The 21369-nt window shown below is 51.3% G+C and carries 16 protein-coding genes; 9 read left to right on the plus strand and 7 right to left on the minus strand.

The features are described 5' to 3' along the window. The gene (gene uvrA, locus ACLO87_RS03420; RefSeq protein ID WP_430222789.1) at window positions 1-5610 is read right to left on the minus strand and encodes an excinuclease ABC subunit UvrA; all 5610 of its coding nucleotides are present in this window, start codon (window positions 5608-5610) and stop codon (window positions 1-3) included. Between the two features lie 148 nt (window positions 5611-5758). On the opposite strand from uvrA, the gene ACLO87_RS03425 reads away from it, so the two are divergent. Both ACLO87_RS03425 and ACLO87_RS03430 read left to right on the plus strand, forming a co-directional pair. Continuing rightward, window positions 5759-5887 (plus strand): hypothetical protein, encoded by a 129-nt coding sequence (locus tag ACLO87_RS03425; RefSeq protein ID WP_278249003.1) that lies wholly within the window; start codon window positions 5759-5761, stop codon window positions 5885-5887. A 138-nt stretch (window positions 5888-6025) separates the two neighbouring features. Next, the gene (locus tag ACLO87_RS03430) at window positions 6026-6961 is read left to right on the plus strand and encodes a glycosyltransferase family 2 protein (RefSeq protein ID WP_135861570.1); all 936 of its coding nucleotides are present in this window, start codon (window positions 6026-6028) and stop codon (window positions 6959-6961) included. A 3-nt stretch (window positions 6962-6964) separates the two neighbouring features. Here ACLO87_RS03430 and ACLO87_RS03435 read toward each other — a convergent pair whose 3' ends face one another. Further along, window positions 6965-7438 (minus strand): hypothetical protein, encoded by a 474-nt coding sequence (locus ACLO87_RS03435; RefSeq protein ID WP_135861571.1) that lies wholly within the window; start codon window positions 7436-7438, stop codon window positions 6965-6967. Window positions 7439-7606: 168 nt separating this feature from the next. Between ACLO87_RS03435 and ettA the strand changes: the two genes are divergently transcribed. The 3 genes from ettA to ACLO87_RS03450 all read left to right on the plus strand — a co-directional run bounded on the left by ettA (window position 7607) and on the right by ACLO87_RS03450 (window position 10184). Then, the gene (gene ettA / locus ACLO87_RS03440) at window positions 7607-9280 is read left to right on the plus strand and encodes an energy-dependent translational throttle protein EttA (RefSeq protein WP_135861572.1); all 1674 of its coding nucleotides are present in this window, start codon (window positions 7607-7609) and stop codon (window positions 9278-9280) included. An 18-nt stretch (window positions 9281-9298) separates the two neighbouring features. Further along, window positions 9299-9835, plus strand: a complete 537-nt coding sequence (locus ACLO87_RS03445) for an isochorismatase family protein (RefSeq protein WP_135861573.1) — start codon at window positions 9299-9301, stop codon at window positions 9833-9835. Window positions 9836-9950: 115 nt separating this feature from the next. Continuing rightward, window positions 9951-10184 carry a glycine zipper 2TM domain-containing protein gene (locus ACLO87_RS03450; RefSeq protein WP_135861574.1) on the plus strand — a complete coding sequence of 78 codons (234 nt, stop codon included), beginning with the start codon at window positions 9951-9953 and terminating at the stop codon, window positions 10182-10184. Between the two features lie 174 nt (window positions 10185-10358). Here the strand turns inward: ACLO87_RS03450 and minE are convergent, their stop codons facing one another. The 4 genes from minE to ACLO87_RS03470 form a co-directional block, all read right to left on the minus strand. Next, window positions 10359-10631, minus strand: a complete 273-nt coding sequence (gene minE / locus ACLO87_RS03455; RefSeq protein WP_135861575.1) for a cell division topological specificity factor MinE — start codon at window positions 10629-10631, stop codon at window positions 10359-10361. 1 nt (window position 10632) lies between these two features. Then, on the minus strand, window positions 10633-11448 hold the full coding sequence (gene minD / locus ACLO87_RS03460; protein WP_135861576.1) for a septum site-determining protein MinD: 816 nt from the start codon (window positions 11446-11448) through the stop codon (window positions 10633-10635). A 102-nt stretch (window positions 11449-11550) separates the two neighbouring features. Next, complete coding sequence (gene minC / locus ACLO87_RS03465; protein WP_430222790.1) at window positions 11551-12327, minus strand: septum site-determining protein MinC; 777 nt, start codon at window positions 12325-12327, stop codon at window positions 11551-11553. 2 nt (window positions 12328-12329) lie between these two features. Next, window positions 12330-14087 (minus strand): glutamine--tRNA ligase/YqeY domain fusion protein, encoded by a 1758-nt coding sequence (locus ACLO87_RS03470; protein ID WP_430222791.1) that lies wholly within the window; start codon window positions 14085-14087, stop codon window positions 12330-12332. Window positions 14088-14200: 113 nt separating this feature from the next. Here ACLO87_RS03470 and ACLO87_RS03475 point away from each other — a divergent pair, with 113 nt between their 5' ends. From ACLO87_RS03475 to recQ, 4 genes are all read left to right on the plus strand, one after another. Continuing rightward, window positions 14201-15538 (plus strand): cytochrome ubiquinol oxidase subunit I, encoded by a 1338-nt coding sequence (locus ACLO87_RS03475; protein ID WP_135861579.1) that lies wholly within the window; start codon window positions 14201-14203, stop codon window positions 15536-15538. Further along, window positions 15535-16584, plus strand: a complete 1050-nt coding sequence (locus ACLO87_RS03480) for a cytochrome d ubiquinol oxidase subunit II (RefSeq protein WP_135861580.1) — start codon at window positions 15535-15537, stop codon at window positions 16582-16584. Before ACLO87_RS03475 ends, ACLO87_RS03480 begins: the two co-directional genes overlap by 4 nt. 35 nt (window positions 16585-16619) lie before the next feature. Then, the gene (locus ACLO87_RS03485) at window positions 16620-18371 is read left to right on the plus strand and encodes a ClcB-like voltage-gated chloride channel protein (RefSeq protein WP_430222792.1); all 1752 of its coding nucleotides are present in this window, start codon (window positions 16620-16622) and stop codon (window positions 18369-18371) included. Between the two features lie 94 nt (window positions 18372-18465). Beyond that, window positions 18466-20289 carry a DNA helicase RecQ gene (gene recQ, locus ACLO87_RS03490; RefSeq protein WP_430222793.1) on the plus strand — a complete coding sequence of 608 codons (1824 nt, stop codon included), beginning with the start codon at window positions 18466-18468 and terminating at the stop codon, window positions 20287-20289. On the opposite strand, the gene ruvB is transcribed toward recQ, so the two are convergent. Beyond that, the gene (gene ruvB / locus ACLO87_RS03495; RefSeq protein ID WP_135861583.1) at window positions 20278-21348 is read right to left on the minus strand and encodes a Holliday junction branch migration DNA helicase RuvB; all 1071 of its coding nucleotides are present in this window, start codon (window positions 21346-21348) and stop codon (window positions 20278-20280) included. The genes recQ and ruvB overlap by 12 nt on opposite strands. Window positions 21349-21369 lie beyond the last annotated feature (21 nt).

Genomic DNA, 21369 nt, shown 5'->3' on the forward strand with positions numbered 1-21369 from the left:
TCAGGGGGTTAAAAATTCGTTGAGAGCCATACCGGTATGGGAGGCTTTGGTGCGACGAACAACGTCTGGGTCTGCTTGTACTACCAAACGACCACCACCAGAACCCCCTTCGGGGCCTAAGTCTACAATCCAGTCGGCTTCGGCAATCACATCCAAGTTGTGTTCAATCACCATGACCGTGTTGCCCGCATCGGTAAGACGGTGCAGCACATGGATCAGTTTTTCGGTATCGGGAATAGACAGACCAACAGTAGGCTCGTCTAGCACATACAAGGTGTGGGGCAGTCGGCTGGCTCTACCTGTGCGGATCACACCTTCGTCCAAACGGGCTTTGCTGAGTTCGGTCACCAGTTTAACGCGCTGTGCTTCACCACCCGATAAGGTGGGCGAGGCTTGGCCTAAGGTTAAATATCCCAAGCCTACGTCTTGCATCAGCTTCAATGGGCGGGCAATTTTGGGGCTGGTAGCAAAGAACTCTACCGCTTCATCCACTTCCATTTTCAGAATCTCGCCAGCGTTTTTACCTTGCCAGCGTATGCTGAGGGTATCGTCGTTGAAGCGTTGACCGTGGCAGCTTTCGCAAGGCACTTTAATGTCTGGCAAGAAGCTCATTTCTAGCGTCAACATCCCTTGGCCACCGCAGGCCGCGCAGCGACCATCGCCGGTATTAAACGAGAAGCGAGAGGCATTCCAACCGCGCATTCTGGCATCGCGGGTGTCGGCTAATAGGCGACGGATGTTGTCCCAGAAGCCAATGTAGGTGGCAGGGCAAGAGCGCGGTGTTTTACCAATAGGTGTTTGGTCTACCTCTAACACACGGTCTAAAGGTTCCCAGCCTTTGATGCTGACACAACCTTGCCATGGGCCATCTTCACGTTTGGGCAGCGTACGCAGCAGGTTATCCAGCAGCACTTCGCGGGCGAAGGTGGACTTTCCTGAGCCTGATACACCAGTGACCACGGTTAGACGTTCTATAGGTACTTGAGCCTCTACATTACGCAGGTTATGCAGGTGTGCGCCTACTACGGTGAGCATAGGATGTTCATCGTTGATGGGACGGCGTGGCTGCATAGGGTGAACAATAGGCTGACGCAGATAGCGACCTGTCAGGGAGTCAGGGTTCTGCATGATTTCTTCTACCGTTCCCTCGGCAACCACTTTACCGCCGCGAGAACCAGCGCCTGGCCCCATATCGATAATGTGTTTGGCTTGGCGTATGGTGTCTTCGTCGTGTTCCACCACCACCAACGTATTGCCGTTGGACTCCAGCCTTTGCATGGCGTTCAACAGAATTTTGTTGTCGCGTGGGTGCAGCCCAATGGTGGGTTCATCCAATACGTAGCACACCCCTTGCAGGTTTGATCCCAGTTGTGATGCGAGACGTATACGCTGTGCTTCACCACCGGACAGGGTGGGGGCGGCGCGGTCTAAGGCTAAATACCCCAGCCCCACTTCTTCCATAAAGTGCAGGCGGCTACGTATTTCAGCCAGTAAGTCGCGGGCAATATCTTCTTCGCGACCTTTGGTATTCAGGCCGGTAAAGAAGGAGCAGGCTTCATCCACAGGCAGAGCAGCTAGCTCGGCAATAGAGCGGTCGCGCCACGAGAAAGCCAGCGACACAGGGTTTAACCGTTTACCTTGGCAGCTTGGGCAGGTATGGGCCTCGCCTTCATATTGGGTGGTCCAGCTAGCTTCTTCACCGCTTTGCTCACTAGTGAAACCTTTTAACTGCAAGCCTGTGCCAAAACAGCTAGGGCACCAACCGTGCTTGGAGTTATACGAGAACATGCGCGGATCAGGTTCAGGGAAACTGGTGGCGCAGCATGGGCAAGAGCGTTTAGTAGAAAAGCGCTGTGTGTTCGGTTGCAATTGCAGGCCACTGTCGCGTCTGCTTTCTACGGTGCCGCTAGTGGCTTGGCTAATAGGGGCCAGTACGATCACGCTACCTTTGCCGTGATCCAACGCTGTGTGCAGCGCTTGTCGAAGCGCTTGTTCTTCTTTGGGGTCTACGATCAGATCAGCAATAGGCAGATCAATGCTGTGCTCTTTATAGCGGTCTAGGCGCGGCCATGGCGAGACTGGGATAAACTCACCGTCCACACGCAGATGGCTGTAGCCTTTGCTGCCAGCCCATGTGGCCAAGTCGGTGTAGTAGCCTTTGCGGGCACTGACCAACGGCGCCAAAATACCTATGTGTTCACCACGATGCTGCGTCATGATTTGCGCCACGATCTGCTCTGCCGTTTGCGGCTCAACGGGCACATGGCAAGTAGGGCAGTATTGCGTGGCCAACTTCACATACAACAAGCGTAGGAAGTGGTGGATTTCTGTCATCGTGGCCACAGTAGACTTACGCCCCCCACGGCTGGTGCGCTGTTCGATAGCCACGGTAGGCGGAATGCCATAGATGGCATCTACATCTGGCTTACCTGCAGGCTGCACAATAGAGCGTGCGTATGCATTCAGCGATTCTAAATAACGGCGCTGACCTTCATTGAACAGAATGTCGAAGGCCAAGGTGGATTTCCCCGAGCCCGATACACCGGTAATCACGGTAAAGGTATCGCGAGGAATGGTGACGTTAATATTCTGTAGGTTGTGCTCTTTGGCATTCAAAATGCTGATCACATTTTGCAGCTCATACGATGCAGCAGGCTCTTTGATTGCCGGCATAGGGATAGCGCCTTCGCCCACAATGCTAGCTTGGTATTCTTTTAAGGCTTTACCAGTGTAGGACGAGGTGCTGAGCATCAGGTCGGCAGGTGTGCCCGTGGCGACCAGTTCGCCACCATACAAGCCACCATCAGGGCCTAGGTCTATCACCCAGTCGGCTGCCAGTACCATATCCAGATTGTGCTCAATCACCACTAATGAATGCCCGGCTGCCAACAACTTGCGGAAGGCCAGCATCAGTTTGGCGATATCATCAAAGTGCAGGCCAGTAGTGGGCTCATCAAACAGGAATAGGTTACCTTTTTTGGCGACTCTGGCTTGGGCGAGAGGGCTTTTTGCTGCACCAGCCAAGTGGCCAGCCAGTTTCAATCGCTGTGCTTCACCACCTGATAGGGTGGGCACGGGTTGCCCTAATTTCAGGTAATCCAAGCCCACGTCGCATAACGGCGTCAGGGCCAGTTGTACATCGCGCAGGCCAGCAAAGAATGCCAGTGCTTCGTGCGCAGTCATGTCTAAAACATCGGCAATGTTGGCGCGTTTACCTAAGTGTTCAATTTCTACTTCTAGCACTTCGGGGCGGAAGCGTTTGCCATCACAGTCAGGGCAGCGTAAATACACGTCTGACAAGAACTGCATCTCTATATGTTCAAAGCCAGTGCCGCCACAGGTAGGGCAGCGGCCTTCGCCACTGTTGAAGCTGAACATGCCGGGGGTATAGCTGCGTTCCAGTGCCAGCGGTGCACGGGAAAAGAGTTTGCGTATGGGATCAAACGCACCCACGTAACTGGCCGGGTTGGAACGCGCTGTTTTGCCTATGGGGCTTTGATCCACCATAAAGACTTCAGCGATCTGTTCTGCCCCTAGCAGCGCCCCAAATTCACCAGGAGCTTCGGTAGCTAAGCCTTTGTGTTTGAGGATGGCGGGGTACAGTACATCTTGAATAAGCGTGGATTTGCCTGAACCGGATACCCCAGTCACGCACACCAAGCGCCCTAATGGAATAGAGACGTTGATATTTTTCAGGTTATGAGCGCTGACGTTTTCCAACAATAGGCGCGGTGTATTGTCTTGCACCGGCATAGGGTTGGGGGCGAGTATGCGTTTTCTACCACTGAGGTAATCGCCAGTGAGCGTGTTGGCGTTGCGCAGATCTTTAGGCGCGCCATCAAACAGAATTTGCCCACCGCGTTCACCGGGGCCGGGGCCTATATCCATAATGCGGTCTGCGGCCACCATGACTTGTGGATCGTGTTCTACCACCACCAGGGTATTGCCGTTGTTACGCAGACGGTGCATTACCTCTACGATGCGGTGCATATCACGAGGGTGCAAACCTATGGATGGTTCATCCAACACAAATAAGGTGTTCACCAAAGAGGTGCCCAGTGCCGTTGTCAGGTTAATACGTTGAACCTCACCACCGGATAAGGTGCGGCTTTGTCTGTCTAAGGACAAATAGCCCAAGCCCACATCACACAAGAATTGCAGTCGCGAGCATACTTCGTCGCGCAGTAATGCTGTAGCTACATCAAAAACACCACCGGTTTGGAAGTGTTTGAAGTACTCATTGACCTGATCTATGGGCATACGCATCAAGTCGTGGATGTGTACGCCGGGTAGGGCGTCTAGCTGTGCTTGGCTCCACAGCGCGCGTACAGGCATGAAGCGCTGATAACTGCCTTCGGCATCATGCGATTCGGTGCCTACACGCCACAACAAGGCGTCCGGTTTTAAACGCGAGCCTTTGCAGTGTGGGCAGGGAGTGTAGCTGCGATACTTAGACAGCATCACTCGCACGTGCATACGGTAACTACGACTTTCTAACCAATCAAAGAAGCGGGCCACACCATACCATTGGGTTTCCCATGCTTTGCGGCTTTCTTTCCAATCGTCTGCACCGTAGATTACCCAATGTTTTTCGTGTTCGCTGAGGGTGTTCCATGGAGCAGATAAGCGTACGCCAGCAGCAGGTGCATAGCGTTGCATATCGTCTTGGCATTGCTTGTTTGAGGCACTTTGCCAGGGGCGTATAGCGCCTTCCAACAAGCTTTTGTTTTCGTCAGGAATGACCAAGCCGTAATCAATGCCCATAACGCGACCAAAGCCACGGCAATGTTCACATGCCCCTAACGGCGAGTTGAACGAAAAGGTACTGGGCAGCGGAGTTTGGTAATCAATATCGCAGCGTGTGCAGTGTAGGCGATTGTTGTAGCGCCATTCCTGTTCAGGACCGTCAGCGGATTGAGATGCAAAGATACTGACTTGTCCGTTACCGTGGGTGAGGGCAGCATCTAAGGCTTCCATCAGTCGTGCGGGTTCGGCTTTGCTTAGGCGGAATCGGTCTTGCACTACATAGAGTGTGCGCAGAGATACCGCGTCTTCTGGCTTTTCTTTGTGAACGCGGGTGTAGCCTTGCTGCGCCAAGAAATTTTCTACTTCTTCTTGGGTGAAGTTAGCGGGAACAGTGACAGCAAAGCTAATCACTAAGCGGGGATCGTGCTCTGCGCAGCGTTGCTGCAAGTCTTCAGCGATGGATTGCGCGCTATCTGGTTTTACTTCGTGGGCACAGCTGCGGCAGTACAGTTTTCCTAAACGGGCATAGAGCAGTTTTAGGTAGTCGTTCAGCTCAGTCATGGTGCCTACTGAGCTGCGCGAGTTACGCACAGGGTTAACTTGGTCGATGGCAATGGCAGGCAGCACACCTTCTATACGGTCTACCTGTGGTTTGTCCATACGATCCAAAAACTGTCGCGCATACGGAGAGAAGGTTTCTACGTAGCGGCGCTGGCCTTCAGCATATAAGGTATCAAAGGCTAACGAGCTTTTTCCTGAGCCAGATACACCCGTTAGCACTGTCAGTTCGCCTCTGTTAAAGCTGACATCCAGGTTTTTTAGGTTGTTTTGGCGGGCGCCATACAGACGTATTTGAGAGCTCATGGTGCAGAGAAAACGACAGTTAGGAAGGAAAGTAGCCAAGGATTAGACCGCGGTTCTTTGTATCTTAGCGCGGTTTACGGTAGAATTTCGGATTGTCCCTAAAGGCGGCTTTTTATTTGTCGCCGGGTTATAGAATTCGGAGATCAGCATGGCAGAAATCAAACGCACTCGCCGCAACACGCTTGAGCGTCGTTGCCTGGGTAAAGCTTTCAAACGTTTGTTCATTCGCTCCCCTAAGGGCGTGTTCAAAATGCTTGAGAAAGTAAAACGCGCCTAAGTGTAGTGTAGGCGGATTTCCGCCCAGTATGCTTTAGCATAAAAAAACCACAACTACGAAAGTAGGATGTGGTTTTTTTATGCCTGTTTGTAGCAATATAGTTGGTGTTCACTCAACACTTCCCTTTTGTGAGGGTGTATGGCTCCTGCAACTGCCTGTTGGGCGTACCGGTTTACGGTACTGACCCCGTCTTACAACCGTGCTCATACCTTAGAGCGGGTTTACCGTTCCCTCTGTGCACAGACCGTACGAAACTTTGAGTGGGTGGTGGTGGACGATGGATCCACTGACGAAACTCGTAGCTTGATACAGAGTTGGCAGGGCGAGGCTAATTTCCCCATTGTGTATCACTGGCAACCTAATCAACATAAAAAAACAGCCTTTAATACAGGGGTGCGTCTAGCGCAGGGCGAGTTGATCGTGGCGTTAGATAGCGATGATAGTCTGCTGGATGACGCTCTGAGTCGCTTAGAAAAAGAGTGGCTGAATATCCCTGCTGAGTCCCGGCACTTTTATGTAGCGGTAGTTGGACTGTGCCAAAGGCCAGACGGCCAGGTCGTGGGCGATAGGTTTCCAGAGGACCCCTTGGATGTGACCTCGTTAGACCTAAACTTTCAATACAAAGTGCGGGGCGAGAAGTTTGGCTGTTTAAACACTATGGTGTTGAGGCAGTTCCCGTTCCCAGAACACGTATCGGGTTTCGTGCCTGAAAGCCTAGTGTGGCGTGCCATTGCGCGAGCCGGATTTTTGACCCGTTTTGTGAATCAGGTATTTAGGGTGTATTACGACAGCGCAGACTCGTTGTCTAACCAAGGGCGGCATAGCCAACAACATGCACTGGGGTTGTGGTTGCTCGCACAAGATACGTTGAGCAACTGTATGCCGTGGTTTAGGTATGCACCGGTAGAGTTTCTGAAAGCGGCAGCGCGCTACACGCGTTTCAGGTTGCATTGCAAAGCCACGCAGCAGACTAAACCGCCTTGCTATACCTTGAAAGGCATAACCGCCCATCTGTTGGTGGCACTTATGTGGCCAGTAGGATGGGCGTTATATATGCGGGATAAACGACGTTAATTATTAGTGCAGGGTGCGGCTTGGGGCGTCGGGGATGAAGATCTGTGCATCGCTTTCTTCATCGTCAGGCTCGTCGTCAATGCTTAGGTCGAAAGGCAGCAGTTCGTTCAGCGTTTCGCTCCAACCCACATCATCGCCTTGCTCGTCGAGCTTCACGTAGCGTATGCCTTCCATGTCTATACGCTGCACGGCCCACAAGAATCTACAACTGTAGGTTTCGTTTTCGGCTAATTGCACACCACCTTGGCTACCCAATAAGCGAGAGTTAGCGCCGCCTATTTGCACAACCGTCATGTCGGTGGAGTCATCTTCCACATTCAGTGGAATGGCGAATATCACCCATTCAAAACCCGTTTCACCAGCATCCATGACTTCGGCGAGTACTGGTTTGCCTAAGTAGGCGCTCAAGGCGTCTGCAGTGCGTGCCAGCAGGTCTATATCGGCTTCGGTGAACAGCAGGGAAGCGGAGTCAGTCATGTTTATGTCGTAAAAGAATAAAAAATCATTTTAAAGCAGATGCACAGCTTTGGCTTGTCAGTGGTTGCAGCTTTCCCGCATTGTTGCGTCTGACATTAGCGTAATGAGCCGTGCCTGGCCTACAATTGGGGCTTTGCTATTTCCCCTTTTTCTTAGCATCGAGTATTTATGGCTCAGTTTGTATACACCATGAACCGGGTGGGCAAGATCGTCCCTCCCAAACGTCAGATTCTACGTGATATCTCCCTGTCTTTCTTTCCTGGTGCCAAAATTGGTGTGCTGGGTCTGAACGGGTCAGGTAAGTCTACCTTGCTGAAAATTATGGCAGGTGTGGATAAAGAAATTGAAGGTGAAGCCATCCCCATGCCGGGGTTGAACATTGGCTACCTGCCGCAGGAACCTAAGCTGAACCCAGAGCACACCGTACGCGAAGAAGTAGAGGCGGGTTTGGGTGCAGTATTTACCGCTAAACAGCGTCTGGAAGAAGTGTACGCTGCCTATGCCGAGCCCGATGCTGACTTCGATGCATTGGCTGCTGAGCAGGGTGAGCTGGAAGCAATTATTGAAGCGGCTGCCACTAGCGGCAGTGATGACATCGCTACCCAAATGGAAATTGCTGCAGACGCACTGCGCTTGCCGCCATGGGATGCCAAAATCGCTAACCTGTCTGGTGGTGAGAAGCGCCGTGTAGCGCTCTGTCAGTTGCTGCTGTCCAAACCAGATATGTTGTTGCTAGACGAACCTACTAACCACTTGGATGCGGAAAGCGTGCATTGGTTGGAACAGTTCTTGAGCAAATTCCCCGGTACCGTTGTGGCGGTGACGCACGATCGATACTTCTTGGATAACGCTGCTGAGTGGATTCTAGAGCTTGACCGTGGGCACGGTATTCCTTGGAAAGGTAACTACAGCTCGTGGTTGGAGCAAAAAGAAGATCGCCTGAAGCAAGAGGAAGCGTCTGAAAGCGCTCGCCAACGTACCATTCAGAAAGAGCTGGAGTGGGTGCGCCAGAATCCTAAAGGCCGTCAGGCTAAGTCCAAAGCACGTTTGAATCGCTTTGAGGAATTGGCATCCCACGAGTACCAAAAACGTAATGAAACTCAGGAGATCTTTATTCCTGTAGCAGAGCGTTTGGGTAACGAAGTGATTGAGTTCAAAAACGTGAATAAGTCCTTCGGCGATCGTTTGCTGATTGAAGACCTGAGCTTCAAAGTGCCACCAGGCGCGATTGTTGGGATTATCGGTCCTAACGGTGCGGGTAAATCCACGCTGTTCCGCATGATTGCTGGCGAAGAGCAACCAGATTCCGGTAGCGTAGAGATTGGTCAAACAGTGAACTTGTCTTATGTTGATCAGTCGCGTGACTCATTGCCTAACGATAAGTCGGTATTTGATGCGATCTCGGAAGGCTCCGACATCCTGACCGTAGGCCGCTTTGAAATGCCTGCCCGTGCATACGTAGGCCGTTTCAACTTCCGTGGTTCCGATCAGAACAAGATCGTGGGCGAGTTGTCCGGTGGTGAGCGTGGTCGTTTGCACTTGGCCAAGACATTGATCTCTGGCGGTAACGTGTTGCTGCTGGATGAGCCGTCTAACGATTTGGACGTTGAAACATTGCGTGCCTTGGAAGACGCGTTGCTGGAATTCGCCGGTTGTGTGATGGTGATCAGCCATGATCGTTGGTTCTTGGACCGTATTGCTACTCATATTTTGGCGTTCGAAGGCGATTCCCATGTGGAGTTTTTCGCTGGTAACTACCAAGAGTACGAGGAAGATAAACGTCGTCGTTTGGGTGAGGAAGCTGCCAAACCTACACGTATTCGTTACAAAGCCCTGAAATAATCCTTAAAGGAGTCCTCTATGGCGTTATTGAAAGCACATCAGTGCAGTGTGTTATTGATTGATATGCAGGAGAAATTATTGCCTGCTATTGCGGATCACGAGGCATTGTTGGAGCGAGTACAGCGCTTCATAGAGGGGGCAAAGCTATGCTCGGTACCCGTAGTGGCTACCGAGCATTGGCCTGACAAAATAGGGCCTACACATCCGTCGTTGTTGCCGCATGTAGATTCAGTGATCGCCAAAACGCATTTTGATGCGTTGCGTGAACCAGCGGTACGCGAGAGCCTGCCTACGCATAGACCTAAGGTTTTGTTGTTGGGGGCAGAAGCGCATATTTGTGTACTGCAAACAGGCTTGAGCTTGCATCAGGCGGGCTATCATCCTATTTTGGTGTTAGATGGCATAGGTTCACGTTTGCCCTCCAGTTACGAGGCTGCTTGCAAGCGTTGGGCATACCATGGTTTAGAAAGTGTCACCATGGAAATGGCCTTATTTGAGTGGTTGGAAACACCAGCAAACCCCGCCTTTAAGTCGGTGTTGAAGCTGGTAAAATGAAATAAGTTGGAGTGGGCTGTTTCTTCTCCATACAATTTGTCGTAAACCGTACACGTTCCTGACAGTGAAGTCCGTTAAGCTATATCTATCTGACAGAGTTTTAAGGAGTATCGTCATGAAAATTCACAGCCGTATTGCTAAAGTTGGTGTTTTGGTAACGTTGTTAGCATCTGTAGCAGGATGTACCGCTTGGGATGGCATGACTGGCCGTCAAAAAGGTGCGGTATCCGGCGCTGGGGTTGGTGGTTTAGCTGGTGCTGTGATTACGGATGGCGGTGTATTGGGCACTATTGGCGGTGCAGCCTTGGGTGGTTTGATCGGTGATCAAATCGGCAAGAACTCCAACTAAGCAGTAGTACATCAGCCTGATGCATAGTCAGGCGAAAACTAAAAAGCTTGTCTATTCTAGGCAAGCTTTTTTTGTGGGCAAAACTATAGCAAAAAGGCCTGAGTTCTAGTGTGGACTCAGGCCTTTTTAATGTAAGGGCAATGCCTTACACCACAGGAAAACGAGGGCTATGAATTAACTAGCCTTTTCGTTTTCTGCTTGTGGCATTTCAATTTTCACTTCCAGAACTTCTAGGTCGTCTTGGCGTTCCAGGTTGACCTTGATGTCGTCAGGATTAATGCTGACGTAGCGTGAGATAACCTCAATCAGCTCTTTTTGCAAGCGGGGAAGGTAATCAGGCGTAACGCCACCTTTGCCCCGTTCATTAATCAAAATTAGCTGCAGTCTATCCTTGGCAACATTGGCAGACGTTTTTTTCTTGCCCAGTAGCAAAGAAAGGAAAGACATATTACTTTCCTCCGAAAAGGCGTTTAAACAGGCCTGGCTTCTCGTAATCAACAAAACGCAGGGGTTTTTCGTCACCTAGAAAACGATCAACCACGTCTTGATACGCTGCTGCTGCATCGCAGCCGCGATCATGGATCACGGGTACACCTTGGTTGGAGGCTTGCAAGACTTCTTCGGATTCTGGAATCACGCCAATTAACTTAATGCGCAAAATGTCTTCCACATCTTTGAGGGAAAGCATTTCACCATCAAGTACACGTTTAGGGCTGTAACGTGTAATGAGCAGGTGCTCTTTAATAGGGGTTTGAGCCGTTTCTGCGCGCAGGGATTTAGCAGACAAAATACCCAACATACGGTCAGAGTCACGTACAGAAGATACTTCAGGGTTGGTGACCACCAATGCATCGTCTGCAAAGTAGGAGGCCATCAATGCACCTGTTTCAATCCCAGCAGGGGAATCGCAGACGATGAACTCAAAGTCCATGGCTTTCAGGTCATCCAGAACCTTGCGAACAGTATCCTTGCTCAGCGCATCTTTATCACGAGTTTGTGAGGCTGGCAGGATATACAGGTTTTCAAGCTGTTTGTCGCGAATCAGGGCTTGATGTAGCGTGGCTTCACCCTGGATGACATTAACAAAATCGTAAACCACACGACGTTCGCAACCCATGATGAGATCCAGGTTACGCAAGCCTACGTCAAAGTCGATTACTACGGTTTTGTGGCCGCGCATGGCAAGGCCGGAAGCAAAACTGGCGCTAGTGGTGGTTTTGCCTACACCACCTTTACCGGATGTCACCACAACAATTCGCGTCATGATAGAGCTATTCCTCAGGTTTTTGATCGGTTATACGGCTAGGCCGTACGGGACGCATCTGGCAAGTGTAACTGCTTGGCAGACTTCATTTGTAATCAACTGTTAAGAAAGCGGGTGGATACTCAGGTTCTCGCCTTCTAGCTGGATCACAGCGGGTTGTTTATGCACCGGTTTTTCCAGCGGTTCTTCCACGACGCGGTACACACCAGCAATCGCAATCAGTTCCGGGTCTAACTCGGTAGTGAAAATGCGAGCGTTGGTGTCGCCACGGGCTCCTGCCATCGCTTTACCGCGCAAGGGGCCATACACGTGGATGTTACCATCGGCGATGACTTCGGCGCCTTGACCTACCACACCAATCACTACTAAATCAGTATCACGCGCGTAAATGCGTTGACCAGAACGTAATTGTCGGTTGATGACCATCGCTGCAGGAGCGATCTGGGTGATGATTTCAGGGGTAACAGCGGCGGGTTCTGCACTGTGTTCCTGTGCGGTAGACAGCGTAGGCACTTCAGCTTCAGGTACGTTAGGGCTAGCCGTTGGTCGCGTAGGCGCATTAGAAAGGTCTACTTCTTGTAAACCAGCGTCTTGCGCGGCCTTCAACAATGCACCATTGGCCACCACGCCCACAGCGTTAAGTTTGTGAGTGTTCAGGGCTTCCAGTAGGGCAGTCCAGTCCAACGAAGCGTCGTCAGCTAACTGGCTGGCATCCACGACTACAGGTTCGTTCTCGAAGAAGGAACCTGCGTCGTGCATGCGCTGTGCCAATGCAGTCAGTAGTTCGTCTTGGTCGCTGCTGTGCAGGACCAGTCGTACGGTGTATAAGGTGGCGCTTTTGAAGTCTAGCGCCTGAGGACCTTTACGTGTTCCAGACATTATTACACCCAAGTATCACGCAAGGTGGCTGTACGATTCAGTACAGGTTTTTCTGGCGTGGACTCAATAGGATCAGCCATAAAGTAACCCAAACGCTCAAACTGCCAGCGAGCACCAGGTTCAGCTACCAAGCCAGGCTCTACCCATGCGTCTACGGTAGTCAGCGAGTTAGGGTTCAGCAATGCTAAGAAGTCTTTGTCACCGGTGTCTGGATGTGGATCGCTGAACAGGCGGTCGTACAGACGTACTTGAGCAGGGATGGCGTGAGGTACGCTAATCCATGTGATATTGCCTTTTACTTTGACGGAGTCTGCTCCGGGCGTGCCGCTCTTTGTTTCAGGCATGTACTCTACATACACTTCAGTAACATTGCCGTTGTCGTCTTGCTTGTAGCCTGTGCATGTTACGACGTAGCCGTATTTCAGGCGTACGGTGTTGCCAGGGTACAGACGGAAGTATTTTTTCTCTGGTTCAATACGGAAGTCGTCACGCTCAATCCACAACTCGCGGCTCAATGGGAAGGTGCGTACGCCTGCTTCGGAGTCTTTGGGGTGAGCAGGTGCAGAGCACTCTTCGCTTTGACCTTCCGGGTAGTTGGTGATGATCAGTTTGATAGGATCCAACACCGCAACGCTACGAGGTGCTTTAGGGTCCAGATCGTCACGCAGTGCTTGTTCCAGAATGCTGTAATCAATACGGGAATCGGCTTTGGACACACCAATGCGTTCGCAGAATAGACGAATAGCTTCAGGGGTGTAACCACGACGGCGCAAGCCAGCCAAGGTAGGCATACGTGGATCGTCCCAACCGTTAACGTGGTTTTCGACTACCAATTGACGCAGTTTGCGTTTGCTGGTGACCACGTAGCTTAGGTATAGGCGTGCAAATTCGTACTGTTGTGGCAGTGGGTCAGCCAAGAAGCCTAAGTCGCGTAGACGCTCTAATGTCCAGTTGTAGAAGGGGCGTTGGTCTTCAAATTCCAGCGTACAGATACTGTGCGTAATTTTTTCCAGTGCGTCTTCTACTGGGTGCGCCCAGCTGTACATAGGGTAAATGCACCATTTGTTGCCAGTGCGGTGGTGTTCAGCATGACGAATACGGTACATAACAGGGTCGCGCATATTGATGTTGGGCGATGCCATATCAATTTTGGCGCGCAACGCCATGCTGCCGTCTGGATGTTTTCCATCACGCATTTCACGTAGCAATGTCAGAGACTCTTCTACAGGGCGATCACGCCATGGAGAGTTAGTGCCGGGCGATTTTAAGGTGCCGCGGGTTTCACGCATTTGCTCTGGACTTTGTTCGTCTACGTAAGCGAAGCCGGCTTTGATCAGCGCTTCAGCAAACGCGTACATGTCATCGAAATAATCGCTGGCAAAGTACAAGTTAGTTTCATTTTGGAAATTCCAATCGAAGCCTAACCAGTGCACCATATCAATAATGGCGTCTACGTATTCCTGTTCTTCTTTTTCAGGGTTGGTGTCGTCAAAACGCAAATGGCAGGCGCCTAAATAGTCGCGTGCCAAACCGAAGTTCAGGCAAATACTTTTGGCATGGCCAATGTGCAAATAACCGTTTGGTTCGGGAGGGAAGCGAGTGCGAATGCGGGCAGGGTCTATGTCTGCAGCGGCGTGTACCTGCTCTGGACCTGGTTTTCCGCCCCAGCGTTTGGACGCATGACGCTGAGCCTTCAGATCTTGGTCGATAATGGAGCGTAGGAAATTCGAAACAGGAGCCGTTGTAGATTCAGTGGTCATACGTAAAATACAAAGAAAATAATCGGGTGAATCACCCATTTTGCCATGTTCTGTTCATATCATGCGCTTTTCATCAGCACAATTCATAAACACGTTCTAAACTAGCTGACATTATGACGCATTCTGCCCTTTGGTTATCACAGTTGCAGTTTTTTAGCAGTCTGAGCTTCATGGCAATCTTCTTTGCAATGGAGCTTGGACTTGCGTGGCTGTTGCTGATATTTAGGTTACGTACCTTGTCTGGCTTGCATTCAGTTTGGCTGGCTAGCTACCGTTTTTGGGTACGGGTATTTGCGTTAACCGTGGTGTTGGGCTTTGCTTCCAGCTTGCCCATACTGATTCAATTAGGTAGTTTGTGGCCAGGTTTTAGTAGCCGTACCAGCGAAGTATCTGGGCCATTGATCGCGTTAGCCTTGGCCGTAACCTTAGTCTTTAAAAGTGGCTTCTTGGGCTTAATGCTCTTTGCTTACAGGACCTTACCTCATTGGCTGCACACTATTGTGGTAGCGATAGTAGCTATAGGTAGTACCGTAACGGTGAGTGTTTTGATTGCCTTGTCGTCATGGATGCAGGTTCCTACAGGCGTGCAGTGGCAAGATAAGGGCTATCTGGTTACCGATTGGTATGAGCTGCTAACAGGTCCTGCCTTTGTATGGCAATTGGCGGTGTTTTTGCTGTTGAGCATGGTGGTTGCCTGCTGCTTTGTGATGGCAGTCACAGCGGCTAAGAGTTTGCGAAGGCCAGCCGATGAAAGTGAGCGCCGTGCTTTTAGGTTGGTGCTGTGGGTGTTGTTGCTAAGCACAGTCTTGCTAGTGGCCGCAGTATGGGGCTATGGGCAAATGGTAGTGCAATACGAACCTTTAAAAGCTCTCGCCACAGTAGCGCGCTGGCATGCAAACACCGAAGTGTTTTGGCCATTTATTGCGTATCCAGCAGGCCCCGAAGCCGGTAACTTATATAGCTATGGCTGGCGAGGTATGGGGGCGATGTGGATCCCACTATCTGAAACTGGTGAGTATCTGCACTTGGAAGGGCAAAGTAGTTTGCCGCCAGTAGCACTAGTTTTTTTCAGCTTCAGAATTGCATTACTGTTAGGTGCTGCAATTCTCCTGGTTTCTGTACTGACATGCTGGCGCGTACGACCACAGCATTACGACCCTTCTGCATTGTCCGTAGGCTGGCGTAGAGTGTTAATCGCTATGGGCGCAGCCGGATGGCTACTACTAGTTGTAGGCTTGTTGTACCACTTCTCAGGTGCCTTGCCGTATATGGTGAACGGGTCTATCAAGTTTACCGACGTATTTTCCGACGTACCGTTTGAGTCAGCCTTGGCTTCATTGGTGAGCTATGCCGTTGTCTATGGCTTTTGCTTAGTAGGATTTTTCATGCTGGTTCGCTATATCGTGCGTTACGGTGTGGTGCCGGTGGCTCGTAGAAGGGGACGTGCATGATAGAAGTCTTAGCTAATGCGATGGGGCTGGCCATTACTGACCCTGTGTTCTGGATGCCGCTGGTATTCTTAGGGCTGTTTTTTGTGGTTGTGCTGGCGGGCACTATTCTGGATGGTTTTGATATAGGCGTAGGCAGCTTGTCGCTGATTGCGCCTGCGGCACTGCGCCCACGTATGCTGTCCTTGCTTAGTCCATGGCGCGATGCCAATGAGTACTGGCTGTTCTTGGGTATGGTGCTGTTTTTCTGCGCTTTCCCCTATGCGTGGGAAGCCGTGATGGGCAGCTTGTACTTACCGCTATGTGGATTAGCCTTAGGCGTCTTGCTGCGTTCGGTCAGTTTTGAAATGCGCTTACGTGCCCCCGCTGAATTGCAAGCCAAGTGGCAAGTGGCCTTTGGTGTGGGCTCGGTGATTACAGCCTTTGTACACGGTGTGTTGTTAGCCAAAGTGGTGGTCAGCTTTAATAGCGGCGCAGGCTACTTTTGGTTCAGTATTTTCATGGGGCTCTGCTCTGTTGCAGCGTACGCGTTACTGGGTGCTAGCTGGTTAATTATGCGTGAAGCCGGCGAGCTGCGTGCTAGAGCTGTGCGCTGGGGAAGCGTGACCGTACGTTGGTTTGCTGCTGGAGCGATTGCTGCGTCGGTGGTGCTGGCGTTGGCGAACCCCGGTGTACTGCTGAAATGGAGTGAAGGTCTACAGCGTGTGGTTGTGTTGGTGTTGTGGGGCGCCTTGTTGCTGTGCTTTATCTCACTAGAGATGTGTTTACAGCGCATGATTAACAGTAGTTACCGCACAACCGCATTGCCGTTTATGCTGACCCTGCTAGTGTTTGTTGCCGTGATGTCCGGTTTGGCCTTTAGTTTTTTCCCCTTTTTGGTGCTGGATGAAATCACCATCTGGGATGCGGCAGCCTCATTGCCCGTGATGCAAATAGTGGGTGGTGTGGCAGTACTGATCATTCCTATCATGTTGCTCTTCAATATTTGGGTTTATAAGGGAATGTTCGGGCTTTCTAAACCGCCTCAGCCTCCTGAGTTCAGAGGTTAACAGTGCAGGACACCCCAAGTTCATCCCCCGGGCTTATGTCTACCCGACAAAAGCTGGGGCAAGCATCTACCATGCTGTGGGTGCTGGGTTGGGCTGTGTTAATGGGTATTGCTGGCGCCCTATCAATTTGGCTGTTTCATGAAGCCATGTTTCTGGTGCAACGTTTATTAACGGGGCAATCCGGAGAAATTTCCGATGTGATGCGTGACTTGTCATGGTGGTGGCGTTTATTGCTGCCTACTATTGGCGGGTTGGTGGCCGGTATCTTGTTGTGGCTAGCAAAGCGGCGCAAAAGTACTATGGCCGATGACTATATGGAAGCTGTTACCTTGGGCGATGGGCGCTTGTCTATTCGCCAAGGGTTGTTGCGTACGTTGTCTTCCTTGTTTACGGTAGCGACGGGTGGATCCATCGGTAGGGAAGGGGCCATGATCCACTTGGCCTCGCTAGTGGCATCGATGTTGGGGCGTTTGCTGCAGGTGGGCGCAACACACCTGCGCTTGTTGGTTGCCTGTGGTGGCGCAGCAGGCGTGAGCGCTGCGTATGGCACTCCTTTAGCGGGTGCGGTGTTTGTGGCCGAGATCGTACTGGGTACGTTAAATATACAAAGCCTAGGCCCCTTATTAGTGGCGGCAGCAGTAGCCAACCTAACCATGCGTATCGTGGGGATTTATCAGCCCTTATACGAGATGCCTGACGTGCAAAGCGTGGTAGGCATGGATATCTGGGTGTTTGTGCTACTGGGTGTCTTGGTAGGCGTGGCAGCACCCGGTTTTCTGAAACTGATGACGGTATTTAAATCCTACTTTGAGCGCACAGGTATCCCGCTATTTTTGCGTTTGGCCGTAGGGGGTGTGCTGCTAGGCTTACTGCTGATTGCTATCCCTGATGTGGCGGGTAATGGCTATAGCGTAGTGACTGCCTTATTGCATGAACCTTGGGCATGGTACATGGTGGTAGGGATGCTGTTTGCTAAAGTGTTGGCTACAGCGTTAACCGTAGGTTCTGGGGCTATTGGTGGTGTGTTTACCCCAGCGCTATTTGTGGGTGCTGCATTTGGTACCTTGTGTGGGCAACTGTTGTTGTCTGTGGTGCCGGGTCTGAGCATTCCCTTGCACCTGTTTACCTTAGTGGGCATGGGGGCGTTTTTGGGCGCGGCTACTAGTGCGCCACTCATGGCTATTTTGATGCTGTTTGAAATGACGCTTAGCTATGCGTTGGTGTTGCCACTGATTGTTGCGACGGTAGTGGCATATTTTGTGGCACGCTTACTCGCCGAAGTTGCTATGTATGACGTGGTACTAGTACGCGAACAAAACGAACGTTTGCGTAGCACCTTGCGGCATACGCGTTTGAACGAGCTGGTACGGCCCGCCGAAACCGTACTCAAAGACGACGCCAAGATTAGCGAAGCGTTGCAGATGTTCTTAGATTACCCCGTCAAATACGTGTACGTGGTGGATGCGAATAATGTGTTCCAAGGGGTGGTGGCTCAACAAGATTTAACCCGCTTGTTATTGCATCACTTGGACACCGAAAAACTCACTTTGGCTGATGTGTTGCGCCCAGACTTTGTGAAAACCTTAACGCCTAATATGAGTTTGGATGAAGCTCAAGATTACTTTGTGAGTTTTAGTGGTGAGCGTTTGCCAGTGTTAAGCGAAGAGGCCGAACCCCGTTTACTGGGGGTAGTCTATAAATCGGCGTTGTTGGAAAAATATACGGCCATCAAGCGCTCTCTGGATGCGGCAGAAGTTACAGCAGTTTTTAATAGCACCAAATCGTGAGTCGCCTAGGGTTTTCTGGTACAGTCTACGGGCTGAAGTCAAAGCGTTGCCCTTTCTGCAGCACGCTTATCTCTTGTTTTAATTGAAAATTTTCATGTCTGATCCCGCTCTGGAAACCCTGCAAAATGTGTTTGGCTATGATGCCTTCAGGGGAGACCAACGCGCGATTATCGAACAAGTAGTAACTGGCGGTGATGCGCTGGTATTAATGCCAACCGGTGGCGGTAAGTCGCTGTGTTATCAAATTCCCGCCCTGATACGGCCGGGTACAGGCATTGTGATTTCCCCCCTTATTGCGTTGATGCAAGATCAGGTTGATGCCCTGACCGAGCTAGGGGTGCGTGCGGCCTATTTAAACTCCACTCAAGAATGGGCGCAAACCCGTGAGGTTGAGCGTGCGTTTCTGGCAGGTGAGCTAGACCTGTTGTATGTGGCTCCCGAGCGTTTGTTGACTGACCGTTGCCTAGATTTGCTGGCACGTGGCCATATTGCCTTGTTTGCCATTGACGAGGCGCACTGTGTGTCCCAGTGGGGGCATGACTTCCGTCCTGAGTATTTGGGCTTGTCTTATTTGGCCGAGCGTTGGCCAGATGTACCGCGTATCGCACTGACGGCTACGGCCACAGCCGAAACTCGTCATGAAATTGCTGAGCGTTTATCGCTGCATCATGCTGAGCATTTTGTGTCCAGCTTTGATAGGCCCAATATTTGCTATCGCATCGTAGAGAAAAACGATGTGCGTCGTCAGTTATTGAGTTTGGTTCGAGATGAGCATCCGGGCGAAAGCGGTATTGTGTATTGCTTATCGCGTGCGCGAGTAGAGGATACGGCTGAGTTCTTAGTACGAGAAGGTGTTAATGCGTTGCCGTACCATGCTGGCTTAAGTGCGGCGGTACGTGCGCAGAACCAATCCCGCTTCCTGCGAGAGGATGGGGTGGTGATGGTGGCGACCATCGCCTTTGGTATGGGGGTGAATAAGCCCGATGTGCGGTTTGTGGCGCACATTGATTTACCCAAATCTATTGAAGGCTATTACCAAGAGACCGGGCGTGCAGGCCGCGATGGTGAACCGGCTACAGCATGGTTAGCGTATGGTTTGCAAGACGTGGTGCAGTTGCATCGCATGATTAGTGACTCACAGGCCGAGGAAAGCCACCGGCGTACACAAGGACGTCAGTTGGATGCCATGTTGGGCTTATGCGAAACCGTGAGCTGCCGACGCCAATCGTTATTGGCGTATTTTGGCGAGACCATACATAACTGCCAAAACTGCGATACGTGTATGCAGCCCCCAGAATCATGGGACGGCACGGTAGCTGCTCAGAAATTATTGTCAGCGGTATATCGTTTATGGCGAGAGCGAGGCCAACGCTTTGGTGCAGGGCACTTGATTGATATTTTGCGCGGCAAAGAAACTGAGCGAGTCAAAGAGTACGGCCATCAAAGCCTCAGCGTGTTTGGTATAGGCAGTGATATTAACGACCAAGGCTGGCGTGGCGTATTGCGACAGTTGTTGGCACTCAATGTGTTGGCCGTGGACACGCAAGGTTACGGTACTTTGGGGTTAACGGAAAAGGCCAGGCCGGTGCTTAAAGGTGAGCAGCAACTGATGTTCAGACGTGAAGCCACTATTGCCTCCAAGGCTACACGCAGCAGTAAACCCGCCACACAGGTGCCGCCTGAAGCTCAGCCCTTTTTCCAAGCTTTGCGTGAGTGGCGTTCCGTGGTGGCAAAAGAGCACGAAGTGCCCGCCTACATTATTTTTAATGATGCGACCTTGAGGCAGATAGCCATAGAGCAGCCTCAAGATTTAGACGATTTACGCTGTATTTCGGGTGTGGGCGTGCGTAAGCTTAAAGCCTACGGTGACGATTTGCTGGCCTGCGTGGCCAGCGTTGCTGAATCGTTAGTCGAATAACGCACCACCAGCGGCTACGTTAGCACTAGGCGTAAGCCCCAAATGTGTCCATGCCATACGGGTAGCGGTACGCCCACGGGGGGTGCGTTGCATAAACCCATGTTGAATCAGATAGGGTTCTATCACGTCTTCGATAGTGTCGCGTTCTTCGCCAATGGCCGCAGCCAAGCTGTCTACGCCTACAGGGCCGCCATCAAAACGATGAATGATGGCTTCCAGTAATTTTCTGTCCATTAAGTCTAAGCCTAATGGGTCAACTTCTAGCAATGCTAGGGCATCGTTAGCTGTTTGTGAACTGATCGTGCCGTTGGCTTTGACGTCAGCGTAGTCACGTACACGACGCAGTAAGCGGTTAGCGATACGTGGTGTGCCACGAGAGCGTCGGGCAATTTCTTGAGCGCCGTCACCCACACATTCCACATTCAATAAGCGTGCGCTGCGCTCCACAATATGCTGTAGATCGGCGGTGTTATAGAACTCTAGTCTGGAGACAATACCAAAACGATCACGCAGTGGGTTGGTGAGCATCCCGGCGCGTGTTGTAGCGCCTACTAAAGTGAAGGGCTGCAAATCGATTTTGACGCTGCGGGCGGCCGGGCCATCGCCAATCATAATGTCGATTTGATAGTCTTCCATGGCGGGGTAGAGGATTTCTTCTACCACGGGCGATAGTCGGTGGATTTCATCGATGAACAGCACATCGTTTTTATCCAGATTCGTCAGCAAAGCAGCTAAGTCACCGGGTTTTTCCAGTACAGGGCCAGAGGTTTGGTGCAGACGTACCCCCATTTCTTGCGCCACGATATGCGCTAGCGTGGTTTTACCCAAACCCGGAGGGCCAAATAGCAGCACGTGATCCAGTGCTTCGTGACGGCCACGCGCAGCGGTAATGAAGATCTCTAATTGATCGCGTACACGCTGCTGACCTACGTAGTCATGCAGCGTTTTAGGGCGTAGTGCGCGTTCGATGGATTCTTCGTTGGGAGACTGTGCAGTAGCCTCAACCATACGAGGTGCTGGGGACGGATCGCTGCGAAGAGAGTCTGAATAAATGGCCATAGCAGTTCACTGAATGAATAC

The organism is Paenalcaligenes sp. Me52 (assembly GCF_050487965.1).
GTDB lineage: Bacteria > Pseudomonadota > Gammaproteobacteria > Burkholderiales > Burkholderiaceae_B > Paenalcaligenes.